This is a genomic window from Paenibacillus pabuli (assembly GCF_039831995.1).
GTDB classification, from domain to species: Bacteria; Bacillota; Bacilli; order Paenibacillales; family Paenibacillaceae; genus Paenibacillus; species Paenibacillus pabuli_C.
This window is the reverse complement of sequence record NZ_JBDOIO010000003.1, coordinates 621,825-644,885: the sequence shown is the minus strand read 5'-3', so window position 1 is coordinate 644,885 and position 23,061 is coordinate 621,825. Positions and strand designations below refer to the sequence as shown.

At 47.9% G+C, this 23,061-nt stretch carries 10 protein-coding genes; 1 reads left to right on the top strand and 9 read right to left on the bottom strand.

All coding sequences use genetic code 11. The features are described from left to right. Positions 1-198: 198 nt before the first annotated feature. The 4 genes from ABGV42_RS05070 to ABGV42_RS05055 all read right to left on the bottom strand — a co-directional run bounded on the left by ABGV42_RS05070 (position 199) and on the right by ABGV42_RS05055 (position 10,999). The gene (locus ABGV42_RS05070) at positions 199-7,515 is read right to left on the bottom strand and encodes a DUF5695 domain-containing protein (protein ID WP_347380671.1); all 7,317 of its coding nucleotides are present in this window, start codon (positions 7,513-7,515) and stop codon (positions 199-201) included. Positions 7,516-7,831: 316 nt separating this feature from the next. Then, entirely contained in the window at positions 7,832-8,686 is an 855-nt protein-coding gene (locus ABGV42_RS05065) for a carbohydrate ABC transporter permease (protein ID WP_347380670.1), read from the bottom strand. A 3-nt stretch (positions 8,687-8,689) separates the two neighbouring features. Then, a complete protein-coding gene (locus ABGV42_RS05060) occupies positions 8,690-9,562 on the bottom strand; it encodes a carbohydrate ABC transporter permease (protein WP_347380669.1) in 873 nt (290 codons plus the stop codon). Positions 9,563-9,688: 126 nt separating this feature from the next. Next, positions 9,689-10,999 carry an ABC transporter substrate-binding protein gene (locus ABGV42_RS05055; RefSeq protein ID WP_347380668.1) on the bottom strand — a complete coding sequence of 437 codons (1,311 nt, stop codon included), beginning with the start codon at positions 10,997-10,999 and terminating at the stop codon, positions 9,689-9,691. Between the two features lie 161 nt (positions 11,000-11,160). Between ABGV42_RS05055 and ABGV42_RS05050 the strand changes: the two genes are divergently transcribed. Next, positions 11,161-12,081 carry a helix-turn-helix transcriptional regulator gene (locus tag ABGV42_RS05050; RefSeq protein WP_347380667.1) on the top strand — a complete coding sequence of 307 codons (921 nt, stop codon included), beginning with the start codon at positions 11,161-11,163 and terminating at the stop codon, positions 12,079-12,081. A gap of 119 nt (positions 12,082-12,200) precedes the next feature. Here the strand turns inward: ABGV42_RS05050 and ABGV42_RS05045 are convergent, their stop codons facing one another. From ABGV42_RS05045 to ABGV42_RS05025, 5 genes are all read right to left on the bottom strand, one after another. Next, positions 12,201-12,335: a hypothetical protein gene (locus ABGV42_RS05045; RefSeq protein ID WP_347380666.1), complete on the bottom strand. Its 135-nt coding sequence runs from the start codon at positions 12,333-12,335 to the stop codon at positions 12,201-12,203. Positions 12,336-12,361: 26 nt separating this feature from the next. Then, positions 12,362-14,347: a glycoside hydrolase family 127 protein gene (locus tag ABGV42_RS05040; protein WP_347380665.1), complete on the bottom strand. Its 1,986-nt coding sequence runs from the start codon at positions 14,345-14,347 to the stop codon at positions 12,362-12,364. A 486-nt stretch (positions 14,348-14,833) separates the two neighbouring features. Beyond that, a complete protein-coding gene (locus tag ABGV42_RS05035; protein WP_347380664.1) occupies positions 14,834-21,175 on the bottom strand; it encodes an S-layer homology domain-containing protein in 6,342 nt (2,113 codons plus the stop codon). An 18-nt stretch (positions 21,176-21,193) separates the two neighbouring features. After that, positions 21,194-22,078, bottom strand: a complete 885-nt coding sequence (locus ABGV42_RS05030) for a carbohydrate ABC transporter permease (RefSeq protein ID WP_347380663.1) — start codon at positions 22,076-22,078, stop codon at positions 21,194-21,196. Continuing rightward, positions 22,075-23,052 carry a carbohydrate ABC transporter permease gene (locus ABGV42_RS05025; protein ID WP_347380662.1) on the bottom strand — a complete coding sequence of 326 codons (978 nt, stop codon included), beginning with the start codon at positions 23,050-23,052 and terminating at the stop codon, positions 22,075-22,077. Before ABGV42_RS05025 ends, ABGV42_RS05030 begins: the two co-directional genes overlap by 4 nt. Positions 23,053-23,061 lie beyond the last annotated feature (9 nt).

Genomic DNA, 23,061 nt, shown 5'->3' with positions numbered 1-23,061 from the left:
TACCTTAAAATAAAAAAAGCCGCTAAAATAGCGACTTCAATGGGGATATGTTCTTGTCCCTCGATATCAGGTTTATGTGATGTTCTCGATTGTCTACAGTACCGTTTACGAGGACCTATATGACATCATGCGCTAGAGCATTCCCTGAAAAAGAAACCGACCTTGGTCCTGAAAAAAACAGAATCAAGGTCGGTTTTATTATAACTGCAAGAAAATCTTATACAGGACCTGAGCAGCTTCTGCTCTGGTCGTCGTTCCGGCAGGACTCAAGGTAACATTACTTCGCCCGTTTATGAAACCCATTTTAACCATTGCAGCCATGTCGTCAACTGCGTACTTTGCTACATTTGCCGCATCTGTAAATCTCTTGAGATCCTCAGCTGTACTGGTCTGATGGATTTTGTCCACTGTCCGCAAAGCCCGCATGGTCAGCACAGCCAAATCTTGTCTAGCAATTTCCGTTTCCGGATAGAAGCTGCCGTTCGTGCCCAGGGCGATCCCGAGTGCTTTGGCGATTCCGATTTCCTCATAATAGAGGTCTGTTTGCTTCATATCACCGAAGGTGGTGTTGAACTCTGCTTTGAGATCCAGTGTCCTTACCAACCAAGCTAGATACTCACCTCTTGTGACCTTTTGGCCAGGACTAAAGCTTGTTGCTGATGTCCCGTCGATGAATCCTTCGGAAGCCATTGTTTCAATCGCTGGTGCGTACCACGAATCCTTGATGACATCATTGAAGTACTTCTTCGTATACACAACTGCATATTCACCTGTGTTGGCGGCTGTAAAAACCATGGCTTGCAGAGAACTGTCGTATTTGCCATTCAGTAGCTGAACAAACGTACTGTTTGCAGCCACATACGAAACTGTAAGGTATTTGGAATTGGCGAGCTCTTCAACACCAGGTGCATAAGGCAGTCTGATTTCAGCCGGTGAATTCAAAGCTACCATTTCTACTCCATCTAATTGGACAGTTAATGCAATAACAGGCCTGCTGGTTGTCACGGATTTTACTTCTGAATGTAGCTTTGCAGGATCTAGCCGGCTCAGTGACAGTTCCACACTCTTGGCACCTGATGCATACTTCAGCATATTAGAAGGTACGGTTATGGTACCAAATTCCGTATGAATCTCGATCTTGATGTTGGCATGCTCTGCGGTTAGCGCAGCTGCAGGAAGCTCAACTGCATAGGAATTGGCTCTCTCTGCTTTCGGTATGTCCACCATGAGCGTTTTAACATTACTGCTATTCGCCTTTGCATGCTCAAGAGCCTTATTAAGGTCTTCCTGCCGGATGGGTGCTCCTTTAGCTTTGCCGGTTTTGGTATCCGTCTTTGGTGCCACAATCTTAATCAAATTCCCTTCGACTTTTATGTTTTCAGTAGTTGGTGAAGGTGCTGTGACTGACACAGGTGCATTCGTTGACGGCGGTGTTTCCGTCGGCTTCGGATTGATGACTGGATTGCTGATAACGACAGTAAGGGATTGGCTCGCATAATGAGTTGCCGTTTCTTTATATCTCACTTCGTAGATTCCGTTACCAAGACCTGTAACCTCGGTGCCTGTGATCGCATTCCAGATGCCAGCGTCTCCTCCCTCTTGCCGGTATTCCATTACAGGACTTACACCAGTGATCTTACCGTCCTTGGCCCCAACTGCACTGACATTTACAGCCTTGACCTCTGTACTGGACGGCGGACTCTGCTCCTGCTTGGTTCCGTCAGGCACAACAATTAGGATCGCAGGACTTGGATTGCTCATATCTGTTCCAGCGTACCGGAGCTCATAGCTGCCGGCCTCCAGGCCTTCAATGCTGGTTCCACTAACCGGCATGTAACCACCTTGATCCGCCTTTCGGTACTCCATATCGGCAGTCACATTTTCAATTCTGCCATCATTCCCGCCTGCTGCTGTAGGCGGTGTAATGACGAGTCCTTCCGCTGCTGGTGCCTCTCTGTCTGCCTTGGCTTCATTGCGAATGTCCACGGTTACCGGCGGACTTGCCTTTAGGCTGTCTGTGGCTGCATACCGAATCTGATAGCTGCCAGGCTCCAGATCGCTGATACTTGAACCTGTAACAGGTGTGTAGTTCTCTTCGCCCAGCTTGCGGTATTCCATGGTATCATTCAAACCCTCAATTATGCCTTTAATGTCGGTGTCCGAATTGGCGTGTGAGATCACCCATCCACTCGCATCTGGTGCAGGCTGCTCCTGTGTCTGCCCTTCCGGAATAACGACTTCCTTATCCAGGCTCGCGCTCAGCGAACCGGTCTTCATATAACGGACATAATATTTACCGGCGGTGAGGCCTGTAACCTCCGTTCCTGCAATTGCAGTATATGCTTCTTCGCCTTCCTTCTTATACTCCATTTCGCTTGTAACACCAACCAGTTTGCCGTCATCTCCATCGGGAATGGACGGTGCCACACCGGCCGGTGTGACTGGAGCCTCACGATCAGGAATGGATATGGCCTGGTGAACTTCCCATTCCCATAGGCCTACACCGTTATCGCCTGCCTGCGATTGTTTGGTCAGGGTAACCCGTAGTGCCTTTACCTCCAGCATCGGTTCAAACGTGTACGGATTTGAAGATTCTGCTGGAGAATGTTCAACCACTTTGATTCCTTCTGTAACCGTTCCCGCTGTTACCCATTGATCGGTAACGCTATCCGCCGGGATGTAGGAATACACAATTTGGGTAGGCGGTTTGATCCCACCGGCATCTGACCACAGCACCAGATTCGAACTCCGGATAGATGCACCCTGCGGCCATTCATATTGCACCCACTCCTCTGCGCCTTCATGACCCCAGGTTCCCCAATGCGAAATGTTGTTGCCATCCTTCTTACCGTCGTTTACTGCAGCCAGACTCTCCCAAGGAGAGGTATAGCTGGAAGAAGCATTTGCGAGGAAGGCCATATTGCCGTCTCTCGGACTGAGCAGACGCAAATCCGTCAGCAGCTTCTCAAGCGCCAGGGTAACTTCTTCGTCTGTGGCATTCGTATTCCTGATCACAGCAGACGCTTCTGTCTTTGCCGCTTCTATTGGCGCAATACCTGGATCTGCAAGGTTCGAAGCATTTAATGTATTTACATAGTTATAGACCTTGATCAGTTCTGACTTATCTACCGCTCCGGTATAGCCGTATACCTTCCATTCCAGAATGCCGCTGCCATTAACGGAAGGCTTCATGTCCATACGGACACCGGTAATATATGCGGGCTCAAAGGTAGTTGTATTGTATTTATTAAGTTCATTGCCCAATCCCTTTATGGCCCGCGGGGTGTACCATTTCCCATCTTCACCGCGAAGCATAAGCTGCATATCCTTCGGACGGAAGTTCCCGCCGTTGTCTTGAAATACATATACATCCATGGAAGAGGCCAGGAATGGCTGATCCCATTCATACGTCACCCATGCCGCATCTCCTTCTCTACCCCAGTTATGCCATGCACTGTTGGAAGCACCGCGGTTCGGCGAGAAATCTGCCGAGCTTTTAGGTTCAATGCCGTTATTCATCGCTTCCGGATATCCGTCGCCACCAGAGAAGCTAGCAGAGGCCTTGGCTGTCAGCGCCGCATTTTGCAGCTCCGTATTCACGACATATACGGTAGTCCGAACCTCTAAAGAACTTCCATTGACGTTTCCTCTCGCTTCGAATTGGCCTGCACTAGCATAGCTGCTTGGATCAATGGCATCCCAAGTGATTTCCTGCTCTAGATACCCGTATTCTGATAGAATATAGATTTGTCTAGGAAGTTCTGGTTCAATATCCTTCTTGGTGACAACGCTAAGTGCCCGGTAAACGTCAACGGTATCTTCCTTGATATCTATCGTTACATCCTTGCTGGCCTTCTTGTCTCCGTCTGCCGCACTGAAGGTAAACGTGTAGATGCCTGCCGTGCTTACACGCGCATAGGCTGCTGCTTTGTCACCATCCACAAATGAAATGTCCGCTGAACCTTCAGGCTTTTGCTTGACGGCCCAAGTGTACTTCAACTGGGGTTCTTCTGCCTCGCTATGCACAGGGTCAGGAATGGCCTCCCCGGACAATACCACGATACTGTTATTGGCAAAATCCTGAACCGCAGTCACTTGACCAATTGATGGAGGCTGTTTATCCGGCGGAGAAGCCAGTTCGAAGATTACCTGGCTGGAGCCAGTCAGTTGTCCATCACTTGCTATAAGTTTAACCGTATAAGAGCCTGCTTTGGTACCCGTAGCCTGTGTAATGCTTGCTTTCGGATGAGTAAAGGTTAGCTTGCCGCCTTCCGGGGCGCTGACCACTTCCCATTGATAAGACAGAGTCCCTTCCGGAGCACCATCATCGGTTACAATCCCATTCAGCATAAATGGAATCAACGCCTGTGGATGTTGTGTCGCCATCTCTACAGTGATTTGCGGAGCTTCATTTTCGCCGCCGGCAGCCTTTTCAATGATCAATTCAGCACGCTGCACGCTACCCATCTGAAACATGGCAACGCCGTTATTGTTCTGAACATAGAACTGTCCGACAGCTGCACCATTCAGCTTCAAGGTATAGTAGCCATTCTCCATCCCCACTCCATCGAACAAAATCCGTGAAGTATGCTCTTTCCCTGATGGATTCAGGAGCTGAAGAGTATAACCCTTACCATCTTTTTGAATTTGTGCGCTCTCTACTTTATCGCTTTCCAGCTCCAAATAGATTTTCTCATCGATCAGATTGATCCGCTTGCCGAAACCGTCTTTCGGCGTAATGTTGTAGCTGTTTCCTTCGTCAGTCACCAGCGCTCCATAACCGAACAGCCCAAATATCGGATCTGTAACAATATCGGAGCTGATGCTGAGCAGGGAACCATAGAGGCCTTCTTCCGATTCGCCCGAAAAATCATTCCAGCCGTTACTCATGACGCGTGAGCCGCCATCGTATACATCCTTCGTACCCGTGCCTCCCTTATACATCGAATATCTCCAAGAGGTGCTGCCAACTGAATTAGCCGAAATCTGTCCCATATTGACGGCGTTGAAGTTCGAAATCTTCCCCGCATAATTTCGCTGCTGTGCAATAGCGGTCTGCTCCACCGATCTGCCGTCATTCTCATACCTTAGCCAGTCATCCATAATGTAACCTGCTAAAGACGCAGTATATTGGAAATTCCACCAGCCTTCACCCCCGCGGAAAACGGGCACGGAATAATGGAACCAGGTTGGTTGAATCCCCCGCATGGCACGTGTTTTCCAATCGGCCATTTCCATACTTTTCTCAGCTGCACCTGCAAGCGTGTCTGTAGAATAGTACGTGCGCAGCGCCTTCGCTGCTGCATAAGCCCCTTCTTCGCCAGTATTATCATATTCAAATTCCGAGCCGTAAGGATAAGAGGCTCTCGTCATATTCCGTCCCTTGTCGAGAGCGAATTTCTTCTGTAGATTGGCTGACTCGGTCTGCATTCCCTCTTCCTTCAGTGCTTCAATCATATCCGGGATTTGCTGCTCGCCATAGAACCCAATGGCTTCGGTGGAAACACGCTTATCGTAGATGTTATATGCTTTTTCCAGATAAAACTGAGGCGATTCCCGGTACTCGATCAGATTAGGATAAGCCTTCTGGATCCGGTACATGTTGAAAAATCCGGTAGCTTCCATGATTTCGGAGAAGGTACGTGTATAAGGTTTATCTTTGTCGGTGTACGCTCCAGAGTCTTTTAGCCAGTTCGCAACGATGTAGCTATCCTGAGTATTCTTCATGTATCGTTCCCACATGAAGTCGATCAGGTATGTCTCGATAGAGCGAATTTCATCGGGGTTGGGGGCCAGATAGTTCTTCATCGTCATGAAGTTGATGTTGTCATGGCTCCAGTCATCCCCCCAATGGCTTGTATTTAGATCGATGCCGCTTGTAAGATACCAGTCGAAATAGTTCCCGTAAGTCGGACTTTCCGGATTCTTATCCTGTGTTTGCTGGACCATGAATTCGGAATGGGCATCCGAGATTGCATCCAGCTCGGTTAGAACATTGAATTCAAATTGAGTGAATTTATCCACCCATTCGTTGCCGTCCTTCAGCTTATATTCGATACGCACGCTGTTGTTGCCGATCGAATCAAACTGGAGTGAATAGATATGATGCTGTTCACCATTTACGATCTTGGTCTCCACAAACTCAACCGACTCGTTGTAGCCGGGGTTCCCGTCAGGCAGTCCACGTCCGACCCGCGAGTTGTCAACCATTTCCTTTCTGCTCTTCCCAGGCTTGATATCCGGAATATGCGCTTCGTCAAACGGATCATTCTCTGCCACATTTTGAATATCGATGGATTGTACATCAACGATACTGTCGTCGTAGTGCAAGCCTAGCTTGACAGGCATATTGATCGCTGTCTGGAAGCCCGGCACCGCTACGGCATCAATCATGCCTGATTTATATAGGATGGACCGGAGATTGGCTTCACGGTCTTCCATTGAGGTCGAACTGTTATTTGGGCTTTCGGCACTTTCCTGCGGCGTATTGTCTCCTCCACGGACCGCTGAGAATTTGAACTTATACGTCTTGGACTCATCCGGTCCTAGGACGAGGCTGGAAGCATCGGTAAAGTATCCGCGTCCCGTTTTTTGGATATCTTTGGAATGGATATAGAGTACGTTCAGCCCCGGATACCAGCCGCCACTGTCCCCTGTCCAGTTCTTAAAAGTATCTGCAGCACGCACCTCTCCAGCTTCATGCATCCAATAATCCACATACTCGATTCGAGCGCCGCTTTCCGGCACCGGAGTGAAGAGCATAAAGTTTCCCTCACCACTGGTGCGGATGGCATAAGAATACCCACTGTCAGCACCTGCGAAATTATGCACCGTCACACGGTCATCATAGGTATCGGATAAGGTCTGATATTTGTTATTCCAAGGCATCGGCAAGCCGATATCCCCGAATTCGATATACTGATTGCTCTTGTTCTTCAGCGTAATTTCCCAAAGCATTGAACCGTCATTGGTCTCCATATCAAAAACGGATTTCACATCGAAGCCCTTCATTACCCGCTGGTCTGTAGATCCCAGGTTCTGTCCAATAAAGTTGACTTCTACCTTCTTGCCGTCTGCTGATGCGGTCTTGTTAATATAGGGGTTATCCGGATTAATGGTCGAATATTGGGTAGACCCCCCGGCAGCCAATGTTTTATTGGTATCAACTTCTACAAAGCCGTCCCTGTTGTCAGGGAATTGTTCATTGGCACCCGTACGGTAAGAGAAGATCATTTCACCCATCCACTGGTGCTCGGTACCATTCTGCGGCGATGTCGTGTTAGGTAGGACGAAATTAATTGGCTTCCCTTGTTTATTCGTAGGATTGTTGTTGATAAAGAGCTCTTCAATCTGGCCTAAGTCGCCGACTTTGGCCGACAGGCTGGCATTGGAGATATCGGTTCCTACTGCAGCCGCCGTGACCTCAGGCAATGCGCTAACCAGCAACGGTAGACTTGGGATAGCCAGGAGCAGCGCGATCATCAGCGGCTTCCACTTCTTCGAAATCATTGTCATTATAACCTCCTGTATACATGTGTTCATATCCATTAAAGGTTTAATTCTCTTATACCGGTAAGTATAGTGTCTTCTACGTAATACCTTTGACCGATCCATCGAAAATGACGTTCATGCTTTCGTCTAAAGTAGAATCTCTAAGTCGTTTGTTAAGATAATCGAATCTTATAACCGTTACTCCACATACGCGGAGCTTACATCATTTAGCATCCCTTCAGATGACGATTGAATGCCCCCATCTCCTAGTTCGAAGCAGAGGCAATAATACATGAATAAACCTTGAGATATCCATTTCGTCAAATAGAGGGAGTTTGATTTAACCTTTCACCCCGCCAACCGTGAGACCAGAGATAAAGTAGCGCTGAAAGAAAAGAAACAGAATCAAGATGGGCACAATGGCAAGCACGGCTCCTGAGATCAGTTCCTCATAATGATTGCCCAATGGGGATACGAAGGAAGCCAGCCCAATCGGCAGAGTAAACTGTTCCGTTGTTCGCAGCACAATGAGTGGCCAAAGAAAATTATTCCAGCTGTTCATCGCCTGCAAGATGGCAATTGCCCCAAATGCCGGGGCCATCAGCGGCACCATGATGCGGAAGAAGATGCCAGACTCGGTACAGCCGTCAATTCTGCCTGCGTCCATAAAATCCTTGGGCAACCCCTGAGCAAATTGTCTGAAGAAAAAGATCGGCAAAGGGGCCACCACAAAAGGCAGAATGACGCCCCACACCGTATTAATCAGCTTCAGTTTAATCGTCAGTTCATACAGAGGCAGGATAATAATTTCCATCGGAATCATCATCACAACCAGCACGAAGGTGAAGATCAGATTCTGTCCTCTAAAGCGGTACACGCCGAGTCCGTAACCGACCATGGACGAAAACAACAGGCTCAGTACCGTGAACATCGCTGTAATGACCAGACTGTTTTTGTACCATGTAAAGTAGTGACCTGCTGCTCCCGATCCGGCGAAGATCGTCTTATAATTGTCCAGGCTCATTAAGGCCCAGTCCCATCGAACGTTGAGGCCGTACCGGAACAGTTCGGCAGCAGGTTTCAGTGAAGCAAGCATCAGTGCATAGAGCGGAAATAACATCAAAACAGCCAAACCCGCGAACAACACCAGTAACAGCAGCGAAGCAGCATTAATTTTATTTTTTCGTGTCCCCAAGTACTAATCCTCCTTCCTGAACATGCCCAGCACGGTCAGCTGAAGCATGCTGATCAGAAGCGTGATGACCAGTAATGTGATGCCAATGGCTGCACCGAACCCGAGATTAAAATATTGGAATCCCTGCTGATAGATATAACCCACCATCGTCAGACCGATATTTTGCGGGGAGGGTTTGCCTGCCCAGAGCATGTAGCTCTCCGTGAACATCGAATACCCGCCATACAGCGTGATCGTAATCACATAGATGGTGATCGGCTTAAGCATCGGCACCGTAATACTCGTGAATTTCCTCATTACTCCAGCACCATCTATATCTGCGGCCTCATACAGATCCTTGGGAATGCTCTGCAGTGCGGAGAGAAAGTACAGCATGTTAATGCCCATCCAGCGCCAGCCTGCGAGCACGACTAGTGCGACCATTGCGAGGGACGAACTGTATAACCACTGCTGCCTTGGAATGCCAAAAACATTCAGAATGGAATTCATCAGTGCCCCGTCGAGTTCTCCGAAGATGAGCCGGAATACAACCCCTGCTACAACTACCGAAGTCAGTGCAGGAATAAACAAGGCTGAGCGAAAGAGATTGCGCGCCATCATGCGACTCGAATTGAGAAATACGGCAAGCATCATGGGTACCGGAACCAACAGCAGCAGCGTCCAGAAGGTGTAACGTGTGCTATTCCACAGTGCGGCCTGAAAGTCGGCGTTCCAGAGTTTGCTGTAATGCTCAAGCCCCACAAACTGAACATCTCCAGGGAGAACCTGCTGAAAGCTCATCATTCCGGCTCGAAACAACGGATAAGCGAAAAAAATGAGAAATGACAAGATAAACGGTAACACAAACCAATACGGAGCCCATGTTCTTGAGTTCATTCTGATGCTTCTGCGCCTGCTAGCGCGTACGGAAGACGCTGTTTCCTTATGCAACTGCACGGTAGACCAACCTCCAACCTGGAATAAGCTATATACTCTATATCAAAAACGAACCGACCACACCATTTACCGAGTCAATTCAGCCTGCACGTCATTAAGCACTTGTTCAGGATCCTTCAGATTAATGAAAATCTCTGGCATCGCTTTATTACGCACCGCATCGAATACTTCAGGCGACTTCTCCCGAATGTGGACTGGAGCAATCTCATCCTTCACCCCGAGCAGGGTGTCGAAAATATCATCTCCGAAATAATCCGTGTATTTGTTCGACTCCTTCATGGCTGCATCTGTCCATACGTCTGTGCGAATCGGGTCAAATCCAAGCTGCTTCCAGATCTGAATGTTACCCTCTTTGGACAGTTTGGCATAAGCGAGAAATCGCTCGGCGAGTTCAATTGAAGCGGACTGGTTGGTAATGGACGTTGCAGTCCCCCCCATGCCTGCGGAACGATTACCGCCCTCTTCCCAAGCCGGCATTGGACGAATGATCATCTTGCCCTTGAGATCGGGAATGTGGTCGGTGAACCGGTTCATGAACCAGAACGGCATAAACACTGCTGCTGCATTCCCCTTATCCATGTATCCGAAGTATTCTTCCGTGTCATGTCCAGCACCTGGCGCGACAGCAGCAACACCTTCTTGGACCATTTTCTGAAAGAAATTCATCGTTTCAATATTGATGGGGGCATTCACCGTTACGTTGCCATCGGCATCCACCTGATCCGACTTCTGCTGACTAATGGCTGGCCACCAGGACCAGTTCCCGTTCCCTTCAAATGTGATCATCGGTTTGCCTGTCTTCTCGAGCACCTGCTTCCCTGCCTGCTCGAAATCGCTCCATGTCTTGATCTCATCTGCGTTAACACCCGCTTGATCCAGAATGTCCCGGTTGTAATACATGACGGTTGCCCCCACATGATAATCAATGCCGTAGTATTTGCCTTCCTTGCTGTAGATCTCCACCCGGGATTGCACAATGTTATTCATTTCGGGCTGAATCATGTCCGTCAGGTCGACCAGCTGTGGTACACCTTTCATAAAATTGGGGAACTTGCTCTGCTCGATATCAACCAGATCCGGTGCGCCCACACCGGATTGCAAGGCAAGCAACAGCTTGGTATGCATATCGTCATATGGAATCGTGGTTGCTTCCAGTTCAATCTGTTGATCCGGATACTCCTGATTCCACTGCTCTGCCATGCTCTCATAAAACTTCTGATGGGCATCCACAAAAGTCCAAAAGACCAGTTTCGTCACTCCTCCATTTCCTTCCTCTCCAGATGTCCCGCCTGATGCTTCCTTTGTGGTACTACAACCACTTAGAGCCATTACCACCACAAAAAGACATACCCCTAACCATACCTGCATTTTCTTCATGTTCAATCCCCTTTCCAAGGTTGTAATCCTGAATCCGTTTAAGGATAGAAAACCTAGTTTCGTAAGCGCTTTATTTTCTATGTTACTTGCTGTATTATAAAAAATAAATGCTCGATGCCAACATGAATTTTAAATATTTCAACCTGTTCGGAGGTGCCGGATTGGACTCGCCCATCCTTCATTTCATCACCCCGCCCATTCCCTATTTTATTGATTGCGGACGTGCTTATTACGAAGAAGGTGAATATCATATCAGCCGCAGTGACATCGGCGTTTTTGACCTGATTGTCGTTACACGCGGTTCACTCGCCATTAGCGAAAATGGGACGGAATGGCTTCTGAAGCAAGGAGATGCGCTGATCCTTAAGCCGGATGGACACCATTACGGCAGCGCAGCCTGTAAGGCGGAAACAGAAATGATCTGGATTCATTTCCAAACCTATGGCAGCTGGAGAGAGTCTGCGAACATGGACGAATGCCTCTCCAATCAGGCCGAACTAATCGAGACACATAAGGTAAGCGCATATCTGAACCACTGTGATGTCTGTTCCATCTTCATCCCCAAACATATGCACATTGCAACCAAAGATATGGAACTGCTGGAGCATTTCTCTCAGCTTGATCAGGAGCCTCAGTCCATGCGTAATTGGAAACGACAGGCGACCTTCCAGCAATTTATGCAGCATCTGGACATTGGGCTGTCCTCACTGTCCGACGTTGCTGCCATCCGGATTGCCGAGAAAGTTGAACTCTACATCCGCCACAATTACCCTCTACCGATCTCCAATCCGATGCTGCAAAAGGAACTCAACTACCATCCAAACTATCTCGCACGCAGCATGCTGAAAGTGTATGGCATGACACCCATGGAATATCTGTTGCATTACAGAATCGAACAGGCCAAAAAGCTCCTGCTGCAAACCGCCTGGCCCGTTGCTCGCATCGCCGAAGAGATCGGCTTTAATCATGTATCCTACTTCTCTTCCTGTTTCTCCAAAAAAGAGGGCATCTCTCCTTCCAACTTTCGCAGCAAGTTCACCAACACCGAAAATAAACCGTCTCACTCAGAACCAATACCCTGAAAAATAAAAAGCGTCCGCTCACCTGAGATCGCGTTATCCTATAACGCGCATCCCGGGCCTATTGGACGCTTTCCCTTGTTGTTCTCCCCTTACTGAAGAAGCACTAGACGCATTTAAACCTAAGCTTCACCTTCGCAATGCCCTGCTTTTGGTTCCTGTTCCGCAGGATGGGTAATCGTCACTGTAGCAACAGCTTTAGCTCGTTCACTTCCGCTGTTTCTTGAACGGTGAAAGTACCATCTACGCTCGCTCACCATCTTCTCTCCTGATAGACATCCCCTTATTTGCACTCTCGAATCCAAACGCTCATTTCCCCTTCATCCCGATTGGCCCAAGTGAAGTATGGAATGAACCGAAGCTCGGCAGGCTGTGTATCCCAGTGGACATCACTGCGATACAGATGTATTCCCCAGTCTTCATGAGATACAATTCGCTGCCCAATGGTTGTAAGTGCCGGAACCCCCAGAGGCATCCATTCCCCGCTACCGATATGAAACTTGGCATCCCGGGGCAACTGAATGCGATGCAATCCGCGCCCATTGTCGACTTCTTCGAGACAGTATATAAACGGTCCCCGCTGGATGGCTACTTTCCCGAAAGTGGCTTTGATGTTGTCATGCCCTTTCATCCGCAGCAGTTCCATAGGGAAGTGAAGCTTAATCTCATCACCAGCTCTCCACGTACGGTTCACCTTTATGTAACCGCATTCAAAAGTGAACTCATCCTGTTCGGTTTTCTCCCCATTAATCCACAGCTCGGGAATGTTGCACCAGTCTGGATTTCTCAGAGCTATCGTAAACAGCATTCCCTCCGGGGAATCGGGCCGAACAATCAGCTTCACTTCTCCGGTGGATGTATAATCAGAGTCCATGAAGAGGGCTGCTCTTCTCCCCTGAAGTGTGAATTCCCCTTCTCCGCCGATGTACAATTGCACATATAGCGTAGCTTGTTCCTCAACTGGGGTATACACATATTGATCCAATGAGGCAAGTAATCGTGCAATGTTCGGCGGACAGCAGGCACAACCAAACCACCCTTGCCGGCGTGTTCGCACGTGGGCATAATTAGGATTCACACGTTGAATCTCCGGATCGACTTCAAGCGGATTCACATAGAAGAAGCGTTGCCCGTCGAGGGACATTCCACTAATCACCGTATTGTACAAGGCTCGCTCCATAACATCTGCGTACCTGCTATCCTGCTCCATCTGCAGCATGCGCTTCGCCCAAAAGATCAGGCCAATCGAGGCGCAAGTCTCTGCGTATGCGGTATCTCCCGGCAGATCATAATCGCCTGTAAATGCCTCTTCTTTGGCTGATGAACCAATGCTTCCCGTAATGTACATTCGCTTACTCACGGTGTTACTCCATAACCGTTCACAGGCTTCTTTCAGCGATGTATCCCCCGTCTCAGCAGCTACATCTGCCATAGCCGCACACATGTACACCAGTCGAACTGCATGGCCTTCTGCTGTCGACTGCTCCCTAATGGGGAGATGGGACTGGGAGTAGGTGTGCCGGTGAACCATATCCAACTCGCCAAAATGTAGGGTACGGCCCCTTTGTTCCCATTCCTCTACAAAAAAATGCGGTCTCGCTCCACGCTGATCCAGAAAATAACGGCTCAGTTCGAGATACTTCTCTTCCTTTGTCGTCTCATACAGCTTGAAGAGTGCAAGTTCAATCTCCTGATGCCCATCATAACCAGGCAATTGTCCAGGCTCTGTACCAAACACGGTGCCTATATGATCCGCCAGACGAATAACCACATCCAGCAGCATGCGCTTGCCTGTGGCATGATAATACGCCACACCAGCCTCAATCATATGTCCTGCACAATAGAGTTCATGACATTCGGCGAGGTTCGTCCAGCGCGCCCCAGGTTCACGCAAGGTAAAGTATGTGTTGAGGTAACCATCGTGTTGCTGTGCCCGTGCAATGGTTTTAACAACGGAATCCACTAGGACTTCTAGTTCCGGATCGGGCTTCGCGGAGAGCAGGTACGAAGCTGCCTCAATCCATTTCGCAACATCGCTGTCCTGAAATACCATCCCATAATGAACGCCCTCTTCCTCCCCTGCAGCGATGCGGAAATTCCGAATGGCCCGGCTTGGTTCAGCTCCTTCGATACGATCATTGAGCGCCTCCCATTGATAGGGAACAACGACGTTGCGGACCAATTCGATATAATGCGACCAAAATGGATCATTGATTTTATGGCTATACCCTCGAGTCTGTGGATGGTGCGGTGCATCTGGTTTTGTCATGGGAACCTCTCCTTGTTCTATTTAATATCCTTATTTTACAAATCATTACATCAGGGTGAAATCATCATTTCCAACTGAAATTTAAACGATTACAACCTTGTACGACCGCCTTCCTTGTTACAATTGTTCTTGTTCAGGTTTTTCTCCTCAATAAGATACACGGCAGGCATAATCTTGTTTTGGAGTCTGCAATTCGGATGCAACCTGACCGATCGTGCCGGTTAAAGCCTCGCGATATAATTCGTTTCCCATAGCCTTCGTCTCTTCAACAGTTTGGTCTGGTAGGATAAGACCACCCGTACCCTATATCTCGCTAGCGGAGTTCTGTATCCCATTTACAAATATCATTCTTAATGTGTGGAACAAACTGGTCAGTATAACACCTCCCTTTTCTTATGATGAATTAAATAAATAATGGTTGCCCTCAATAAATATGTTGGGCAACCATTAATTTTGTAACATTTAGATTTTGGAGTTGTCCTGATTCTACTTTTCTAGGTTTGTAAGCAATCGGTAAATAACCGTCACCGCTTGCGCACGTGTGGTCTGGCCATTAGGGATAAAGCGGCCATCCGGCATGCCTGTAATTAAACCACCCTTACGAACAGCCTCTACTGCTGATGAGGATTCAGAAGAAAGATCCTCCAAATCAACAAACTTCGCAGAATCATCCTCCTCTTCGGTTGATAATGTAACATTTAAATTACCTGCAAGCCTATAAATCATTACAGCCATTTCCTCACGGGTAATGGGTTCATTGGGGCCAAAAGTGCCATTTGCTTTGCCTTTGACAATGCCCAGCTTATGAGCACTTGCGATTGGTGTGCTATACCAAGTCCCTTCTTTGACATCACTAAATGATGGTTTTGCTGATTCATCCAACAGATCGAATGAGTTCATTAACGTTTTGAGGAATTCTGCACGGGTTACTTGAGATGTTGGATTAAATTCTCCAGCTCCCGTTCCCTCAATAGCTCCTCTTGCTGCAAGTGCTTCAATGCCTTCCACAGCCCAGTTCACATTGGTCAAGTCCTTAAAGGTAGCGCTTACACCAAGTACTCCGAACATGCCGTTCTGCTCCATGTTAAACTCAAACATTTTTGTGGATTCATCATATTTACCGCCGACAATAGCGTGGGCCACTCCGGCATCGTTCAGCGTGAAGGCCACAACCTGATGCCCTTTTATCCCTTCCTTCAACTGATAAGGCATGGCTAGTCTAAGTCCTTTTCCATGTAGTTCTTTAGAAGATATACTTTTCCCATCTGCATTCACCGTGATGTTGCTGACCAAGTCTGCTTCTAGAAGTTTTCCAGCTTGTTTTGGCAACTGGCTTGGTTCGACGGCTTCAAAGACCACTCCCAGATTAGTGATGTCCCTAATCGTAGTTAGGAATTGATGAGGTATCGTCAACACGGTTGATCCCGTTTCAATTTTTACACTGGTTAAAGACTTCGTAGTACTAAGCGTCTTCCACGGAAGCAAGGCTTCGACTTGTTGTATTTCCAAATCCTTTTGGATGACAATGGTTAACTTTCCGTCCTTCATATCCTCCAGCGCTGCTTTGATATCGCTGTCTCTGAGTTGAACTTTGACCTTACCCTCTTTGCCGGTGGCAGCTGCTTTCACTTCGATTCTGCCTTGGCTCACGGTAATTGGCGTAAGCTCTTTCGTATCCGTAGGTGTAGGAGCTGGTGCTGGAACTGGTGTTGGAGCCGATGGCGATGGGCTTGGAGTCGGTGTAGGTGTCGGCAACAGTTTTAATCCCGCAATAGCAGAATCCAGCGCAATAACCGCAGCATCAATGTCAGCCTGTGAAGCGGATCCGCTCGTCAACAATTGTTCGGCAGTGGAGATCTTTTCCGTTAAGTTCTGCCAGCTTGCCGCCGTGTAGCGTTCTTGCTTCAATGCCCTTGCTTCATTCAGCTTTGCTTGAAGCACAGCTGTATTCACTGGCGGATTTTCTGTAACCTTCAGGACAGTGTACGTCTTCGTTGTGATTTGATCAGAACCTGTTAACGTCACTTTGTATCCAGTCTTCAAATCAATGGCCGACGTCAACCCATCGGATTCGTAAACTGCAAATGTTACACTTGCGGGAACGTTTAAACCGGCTTTAAGTTCCTCCAGCGTCGTCGATTCAGGAACAACAATTTTCTTGGCCAACTGATCCACAGAACCGCTCGGAATGTTGATACCGATAATAGTTACATTGTGTTCCTCTACCGGCTCTAGGGCTTCAAAAGCTTCCAGCAACGCTTTGTACGCTGAATCGATATCTCCTTCGGTCGAAGCGTCATTATTATACACGTCACTAGCTAACTGCAAAGCTGTTTGCAACGTTTGCCATTGTTCCGGTGTACCACTATAGTTCTCTTCGTTCACGGAAGGATCTGATACAGCATCAATTGCCGCTTTTAGCCGGGACTTATCGTATTTGACATAAATACGAAGGCTTGCTCTTAGATCGGTTCCTTCCACACTGCCAAGTACAACAAAATCGGTAGCGATGGATAGCTTATTTTCGGGAATCTCATCCCACACGACATTGGCCAGCCCTTTCGTTTTGTCTTCATAGGTCACGGTGACTTGTGAAGGCAAATCAGGCATGACGTTGATAGTCGTATTGACCGATACTGGCTCAATGGCCGTTATTGCACCATGATCCGTTTGAGGTGGCTCTTCCCCCTCAGGTTTGGCCGAGATAGCCCGCCATTCTTTTAAACCGGTGTACACCGAACTGCTTTGGTTTTTCATCGTTAAACGTAATTTGTCAGTCGTGATTTCATTGAAGGTGACTTGGTTGAATTTGCCCTTTTCCATTTTCTTCTCACTAAGTCCGCTAACCGCCACATACTCGCCCGCCTCCTGATTCCAATACTCAAAGTCGTAATCGGCAGGAACCTGTACGCCGCCTCCATCATCATAAAAGTACATTGAACTGCCAGACAGGGTCACAGGCGTTTTCCATGTATACTCCACCCAATGACTCTGGTTAGGCGATCCCCAGTTTCCGTACTGCGTTTCGATCTCTGGGTTGCCGATGCTCCCGGGAACTAAAGGAATATACCCGTCATTCACCGATTTCAAAGATTCCCATGCTGATGTGTAGGAGGCGTTTGGTGTAGCCAACAGAGCAGCATTACGATAACGAAGACCCTCTTCTGCAAGGCGCACTCGATTTGTCATGGACTGCACTTCATCCAGCGAATAATCATCTCGCGCAAGCAGTTCCTTGGCTTCAATCAACGCTGCTTGCAATGCCTGCCACGACTCCGGCGTGAAATCATCGGCATTGCGGACAAGTTTGCCCTGCGGCGATACCCGGTCTGCAAACTTGGCAATGACATTAGATAATTCGGCCGTAGCTACGTATACCGTGATGGGCACTTCTACCTTCGTGACTTCTTCCCCATCACTAACGCTCAGCTCGTAGACGTATTCTCCTACCGCGCCAAATGTCACATTCAATGTGGCCTGATCCAGTGCCTCTGCCTGCACTGCACCAGCGTCGCCTGATACTAGATTCCATGCATACGTCAAACGCCCGCTTGGCAGACCATCATCTGAAATTACTGGCGCCAACTTCAATGGAGCTCCTTGCTCCACGTTCACCGGCAGGTCTAGTTGCACTTTTGGTGCAAGATTCTCCGAAGGCGTAACGTTCAGGTCGTTATTGTAGATTTGAATCTCCTTAATTCCTGTTGAATAGCCCGATGCATGCGTAAAATGGACTCGGATAGCCTTTGTGTTCACCGCATTAAATTCAACATTATTGTAATTCGCGGCCACATAATTCGGATAACGGAATTGCCCTTCTACAGGCTTCCATGTGGTGCCGTCCGCATCCAAGTATTCCACACCAAACGTTTGTGGAGCTGCATAGCCGTTTGGCAGTCGGTCATTATAAAAGTAAACTTTTACATTATCCACCGTTTGGGCTCCATCAAATTGAAACGTAACTGAATCAGATGGGTTCGGCGAGCCGCCGAACAACGCAGTATTCGAGGTATGGTTAATGGATGCAATCGTAGAACCGTCTGCAAGTCTGCTCACATTGGAATTGCTATGGATATAGCTGGATTCAACCGTAGTACCAGATGCCGTTGCCAGGTTTACGCCGTTATGCTCCACATCAATTCCAGCTTTATTGAACATATCAACTGCTTTTTCATTGCCTCCCAGTGAAGTATCGTCTGCAGAAGCCAGATTAACAGCACTGCCAATTTCATAAATAACGTTGGTGTTTGTGTTGTCTCCAACCGCCCCTGGCACGTCTCCGTCCGGTTTTTCTACCTTGCCCGTGGCAGTATCAAAAATGATATGCGACATTTCATCCGTCGTCATGACACGTTCGCCATTGATGAACAATGAGTATCCGACGGGGATATCCTTGTAATATGGATCGCTATCGCTGTACTTGGCCGGGTCCTGCCACACAATGGACAGATTGGCATCATGATAACGCACATTGTCCACGGCGAAATGGTCATATTGGATATCAAGTGGCCATAGCTCGATTTTATCGTCCGCTCTTGGTTGAAGGCCTGCCATATCTTCCATGACGGAATAATTCATCATGCCCAGCGTATCGTGGTGAATCCAGGCACGAACCATCTTGCCACTTGGGTTTGGCGGATTCTGCGGTGTCCAAGGTGTACCGAAGAAATAATCCTCGAGCCAAAAAAACTCATTGGAATCCAGGTGATCGGTATTGCCTGGTTCAACCGTATGTAACCAAGCGCCCCAGTCAAACAATGTTTTGTAGGTGTCGGTATTGATATTCTCCACCGGATAATGACGTAAGGAAGCACGAATCGTATTGATGTAATTCCCAAAGTTGCACCAAGCGAACTGGTCCGTTCCGAACGCGCTGGTCTCTCCATTTTGGAACGCTTCCACACGTTTCATGATACTGTGCTGATCTGCCGTAAAGAATGGGAAAATCGGGTAATAGTTCGGATCACCGTAATCGGATAACTGGGTCAAGTACTTGGATTCGTATCCTGCCTCCCCTTCTTTCGGCACTACACCGAAGTTAAACACAAACATATTGTTGTCACGCCATGGATTGAATACGTCTTGTTGGTTGATGACTTTTTTGTGCAAAAAGCTGCCTTCGCCGTTCGTATCAGCTTCGCCGTCACCGTCAAAATCCGCTTCGTCGTACCACATGTTGTTCAGAATGGCGGTCCGAATTCGCTGCGCAACCTCTTCCATGCGTTTCGCGTTTGCGTCATCCCCGAGTTGTTCGTACATTTGTTGCGTGGCTACTGCGTTTGCATAAGCTGTGGAAGAACCGTCCAAACGCGCATAGTTTCCATTTCCTTTCCAGTGCATGGACACCGTGTCTCCATCATTGCCGGTAATTGGTCCGTGATTGTAATAAACCAAATCAGGATTGGTTCCCCGGAAATGATTCAGTGTACCCGTCACATCGCTTGCCGAGAAATCAGCGAATTTTTTCAATACCTTTTCTCCGCCACCATAAATCTTGTACGCTTCCCAACCGACTTGCGAGGTGTTTTGCATCATGTCCCATGTCCAGATATTTGGTCGTCCCGGATTGTTTTTGTAGTTGGCGTTTTCAGAATACTCGCCTTGGGCTAGCCAAGTGCCGTATGCATAAGATGGATCTCGCAGCCACTTCAAATCTTGCAACACCCACGGAACACTTACTGTGATGCCGTTGTTATAACCCAGCACCCCTTCCATGTTCATCGGGAATTGCCAGTCGTTTCCGGGAATGTTTGCTTCCAGCAAGTTGAAGCGATTGGACCACCAACGATAATACAGAACCTTCTTCACATTTTCGTCAGGAATATCGATGTAGGGGATATTTTGTGCCCACCATTCGTTGTATTCCTTCACTTGATCACTGAAAGCCTTTTCATTATTACTTGCTTTAAATTCAGCATACTGCGTTTTCGAGGCCGGGATCTCTTCGGCCAACCATCCCATGACCACTTTCTCATCCACCGATGTGCCTGCAGGCACCGTAATCTCTTTGACCAAATCATTGCCAACAGGCATCATGCCATCTCCGCTGAGATGTACGTCTACATGGGACATCGCTTCAACATACTCTTCTCCGGCGCGTCCAACCATGATTGGAGCAGCCACTCGTTTACCAATCAATTCATCTCCCTCGGTTTCCGTTACAAATGGAGATTTGACGGTCATCGTTAACGTAATTGGCGCATTACCGTTATTGGTTAACTTCAGTAAAGTGACAGCACTGTTAGAGGAGGTAATGAATTTACGTTGACTTATGTCCAATCCGCCGCTTTTGTAAGTCTGGTCAGCATGGCTCGGATAGTTTTTACGAGCACCCTTGTCTTCAACGACTGCCCCCGTAGACAGGGTAATGTTGTACATCGTATCCTTGTTGAGAGTATCCGCATAGTGTACCGTCCCAACAAAACCGAGCTGCCGGTTATCCTGCGTTTTCATGTACAGCGCGCTCCCCCGGCTGAAGAGCGTGTTGGCACTGCCATCATCGTTGTTATCGTCTGGGATGACACCCTCGTTAACCAGCAACTTATCGAGCCATGGCAAGTCGGCATAATCTGCAGCGAATTGGTCAAAATCAAAATCTTCGATCGCTTTCATCATTTGACCGACAGTTTCCTGACTAAAATCCACGGGCTCGCTTACGATCTGATTGTTCTTCCACGTTGCATCGCCATAATCGGTACCTACGCCTTCATGAACAAAGTCCGTCGTATAGTTCGCCGATGCAGGTATGATGCCTGTATTCAAGGTTACGACGGTGGCCAAAGCGGCCACCCACATTTTTGTTGCCCATTTCCTCTTCTTTTTCGCCATTGCTTCGTCTCCTCCTTATTAACCTTTAATTCCCGTTAACGTAATGCCTTCTACGAAATATTTGTTGCCGATCAGGAAAAACACCAGGCAGGGAAGTGTTACGATGAGTGCAAGCGCCATGACCTGCTCATAGTTTGGAATACGCATTCCGTTCACCATGTACAAGCCCATAGGCAAGGTATAATCAGCCTCGGTTTTCAGATAAATCATGGTGTAGAAAAATTCATTCCAACAATTGATGAAACTGAATAGCGCAACAACGATCATGGCAGGACGAATGAGAGGCAGCATGATCCGGTAATAGATGCGGAAATAACCCGCGCCATCGATTTTGGCCGCCTCGCTCAGTTCAGCTGGGATTGTCATAAAGAATTGTCTTAGCAGAAAAACGAAGTATGCATTGCCGCCTGCGCAAAAAAAGGCTGGAATAATTAGGGCAGGTTTGCCTGCAAGCCCAAGCGATGTATATAACGAAAATTGTGGCAGCAGTGTAACTGCACTAGGCAGCATCATACTGCTGATCACGAGCACAAACCAGGCGCCGCGCATGGGGAAACGTAATTTGGCAAACGCATATGCTGCAAAGCTGGTCGTGATCACGGTGCCAATGACATACGGAATGACGATGGAGACCGAATTCCATAGCTGCCGCCAGAACTGAATTCGTTCCAGTCCTAGCCTGAAATTCTCAAACCCAAGCTCCTTTGGAAAAAATACAGGCGGTCTGGCCAATATTTCCGAATGACTCACCATTGCGCCGCGTAACAGCCAGTACAATGGAAAAGCAAAAATGAATGCTAGCAGGAGAGATAACACAATCAAGCCGAAATGAATTGCTCTTCTTCGGTTTTTAGCCTGCTTGATGCTCGTATACTTCATCGGTGCATGTGCCGTTTCCATCATCTCACCCACTTTCGTTTGCCCATAGCATCATCACGTTTCAGCGCGCCCTGGAAGTAAAACAACACTCCCGTAATCACCAACGTGATGAGAAATACGATCCAAGCTTCTGCCGATGCTAAACCTCGCATGCCAACTTGCACAAAGGAATGGTCATAGATCATGACGTTGATAAAGTATGTCATTCGGTCAGGCGCGCCATTTCGTGACAATACCACGCTTTGGGTGTAAATCTGGATTGACGTCATCATACACATGATGAGCTGAAAAAAGAGTACGGGTTTGATCGTTGGATAAGTTACCTTCAAAAACTTATGCCAGGCGTTGCCGCCGTCCATCTCTACAGCTTCCAGCAATTCACCAGGAACGTCCTGCAATGTGGCGATAAATACAACAATCGTCCCGCCGCATGTCCACAGACTCATGATAAATAAGGTGTAGAAGATCCGAAGTGGGTCGTTGAGGAAATCCCATGGCGCAATGCCCATTTGTAGTAGAACCCAGTTGACGAGCCCGCCTTTGGCCTGATTTTGCAATAGCATCTGCCATACGATCGTTGTCGCTAGCATCGGTATGACGGATGGGAGAAAGAAGATAGCTCTTAGCAAATTTCTCCCAATAAACTTACGGTTCAACAGCAAAGCAACGATCAGGCAGAACACGATAACGAGTGCAACGTTTACAAAGGAATAAACCAGCGTAACCGTAATCGATTTTTTAAATTCAGAGCTCGGATTGCTGAAAATATACCTGAAGTTATCTAGCCCAATCCATTCCATGACCTGACTGCCGCTCATAATCGTAATTTTATGAAAACTGTAATATAAACTGGCGAGCATGGGGTACATCGTCAGCACCAAAAATCCGATAATGGCTGGGGCAGCAAATAGATATCCGGCAATGGCCTCTTTGGTGGCGCCTTTTGCAATTTTTCTGGCAGAAACGATTTCCGAACCGATTTTGCGTTCTGGATTCATAAGCATAGC

Excerpts from the sequence above, each read along its gene's own strand:
- ABGV42_RS05030 (WP_347380663.1), bottom strand. The coding sequence starts at position 22,078 with ATGATGGAAACGGCACATGCACCGATGAAGTATACGAGCATCAAGCAG.
- ABGV42_RS05035 (WP_347380664.1), bottom strand. The coding sequence starts at position 21,175 with ATGGCGAAAAAGAAGAGGAAATGGGCAACAAAAATGTGGGTGGCCGCT.
- ABGV42_RS05055 (WP_347380668.1), bottom strand. The coding sequence starts at position 10,999 with ATGAAGAAAATGCAGGTATGGTTAGGGGTATGTCTTTTTGTGGTGGTA.
- ABGV42_RS05040 (WP_347380665.1), bottom strand. The coding sequence starts at position 14,347 with ATGACAAAACCAGATGCACCGCACCATCCACAGACTCGAGGGTATAGC.
- ABGV42_RS05025 (WP_347380662.1), bottom strand. The coding sequence starts at position 23,052 with ATGAATCCAGAACGCAAAATCGGTTCGGAAATCGTTTCTGCCAGAAAA.
- ABGV42_RS05070 (WP_347380671.1), bottom strand. The coding sequence starts at position 7,515 with ATGACAATGATTTCGAAGAAGTGGAAGCCGCTGATGATCGCGCTGCTC.
- ABGV42_RS05060 (WP_347380669.1), bottom strand. The coding sequence starts at position 9,562 with ATGAACTCAAGAACATGGGCTCCGTATTGGTTTGTGTTACCGTTTATC.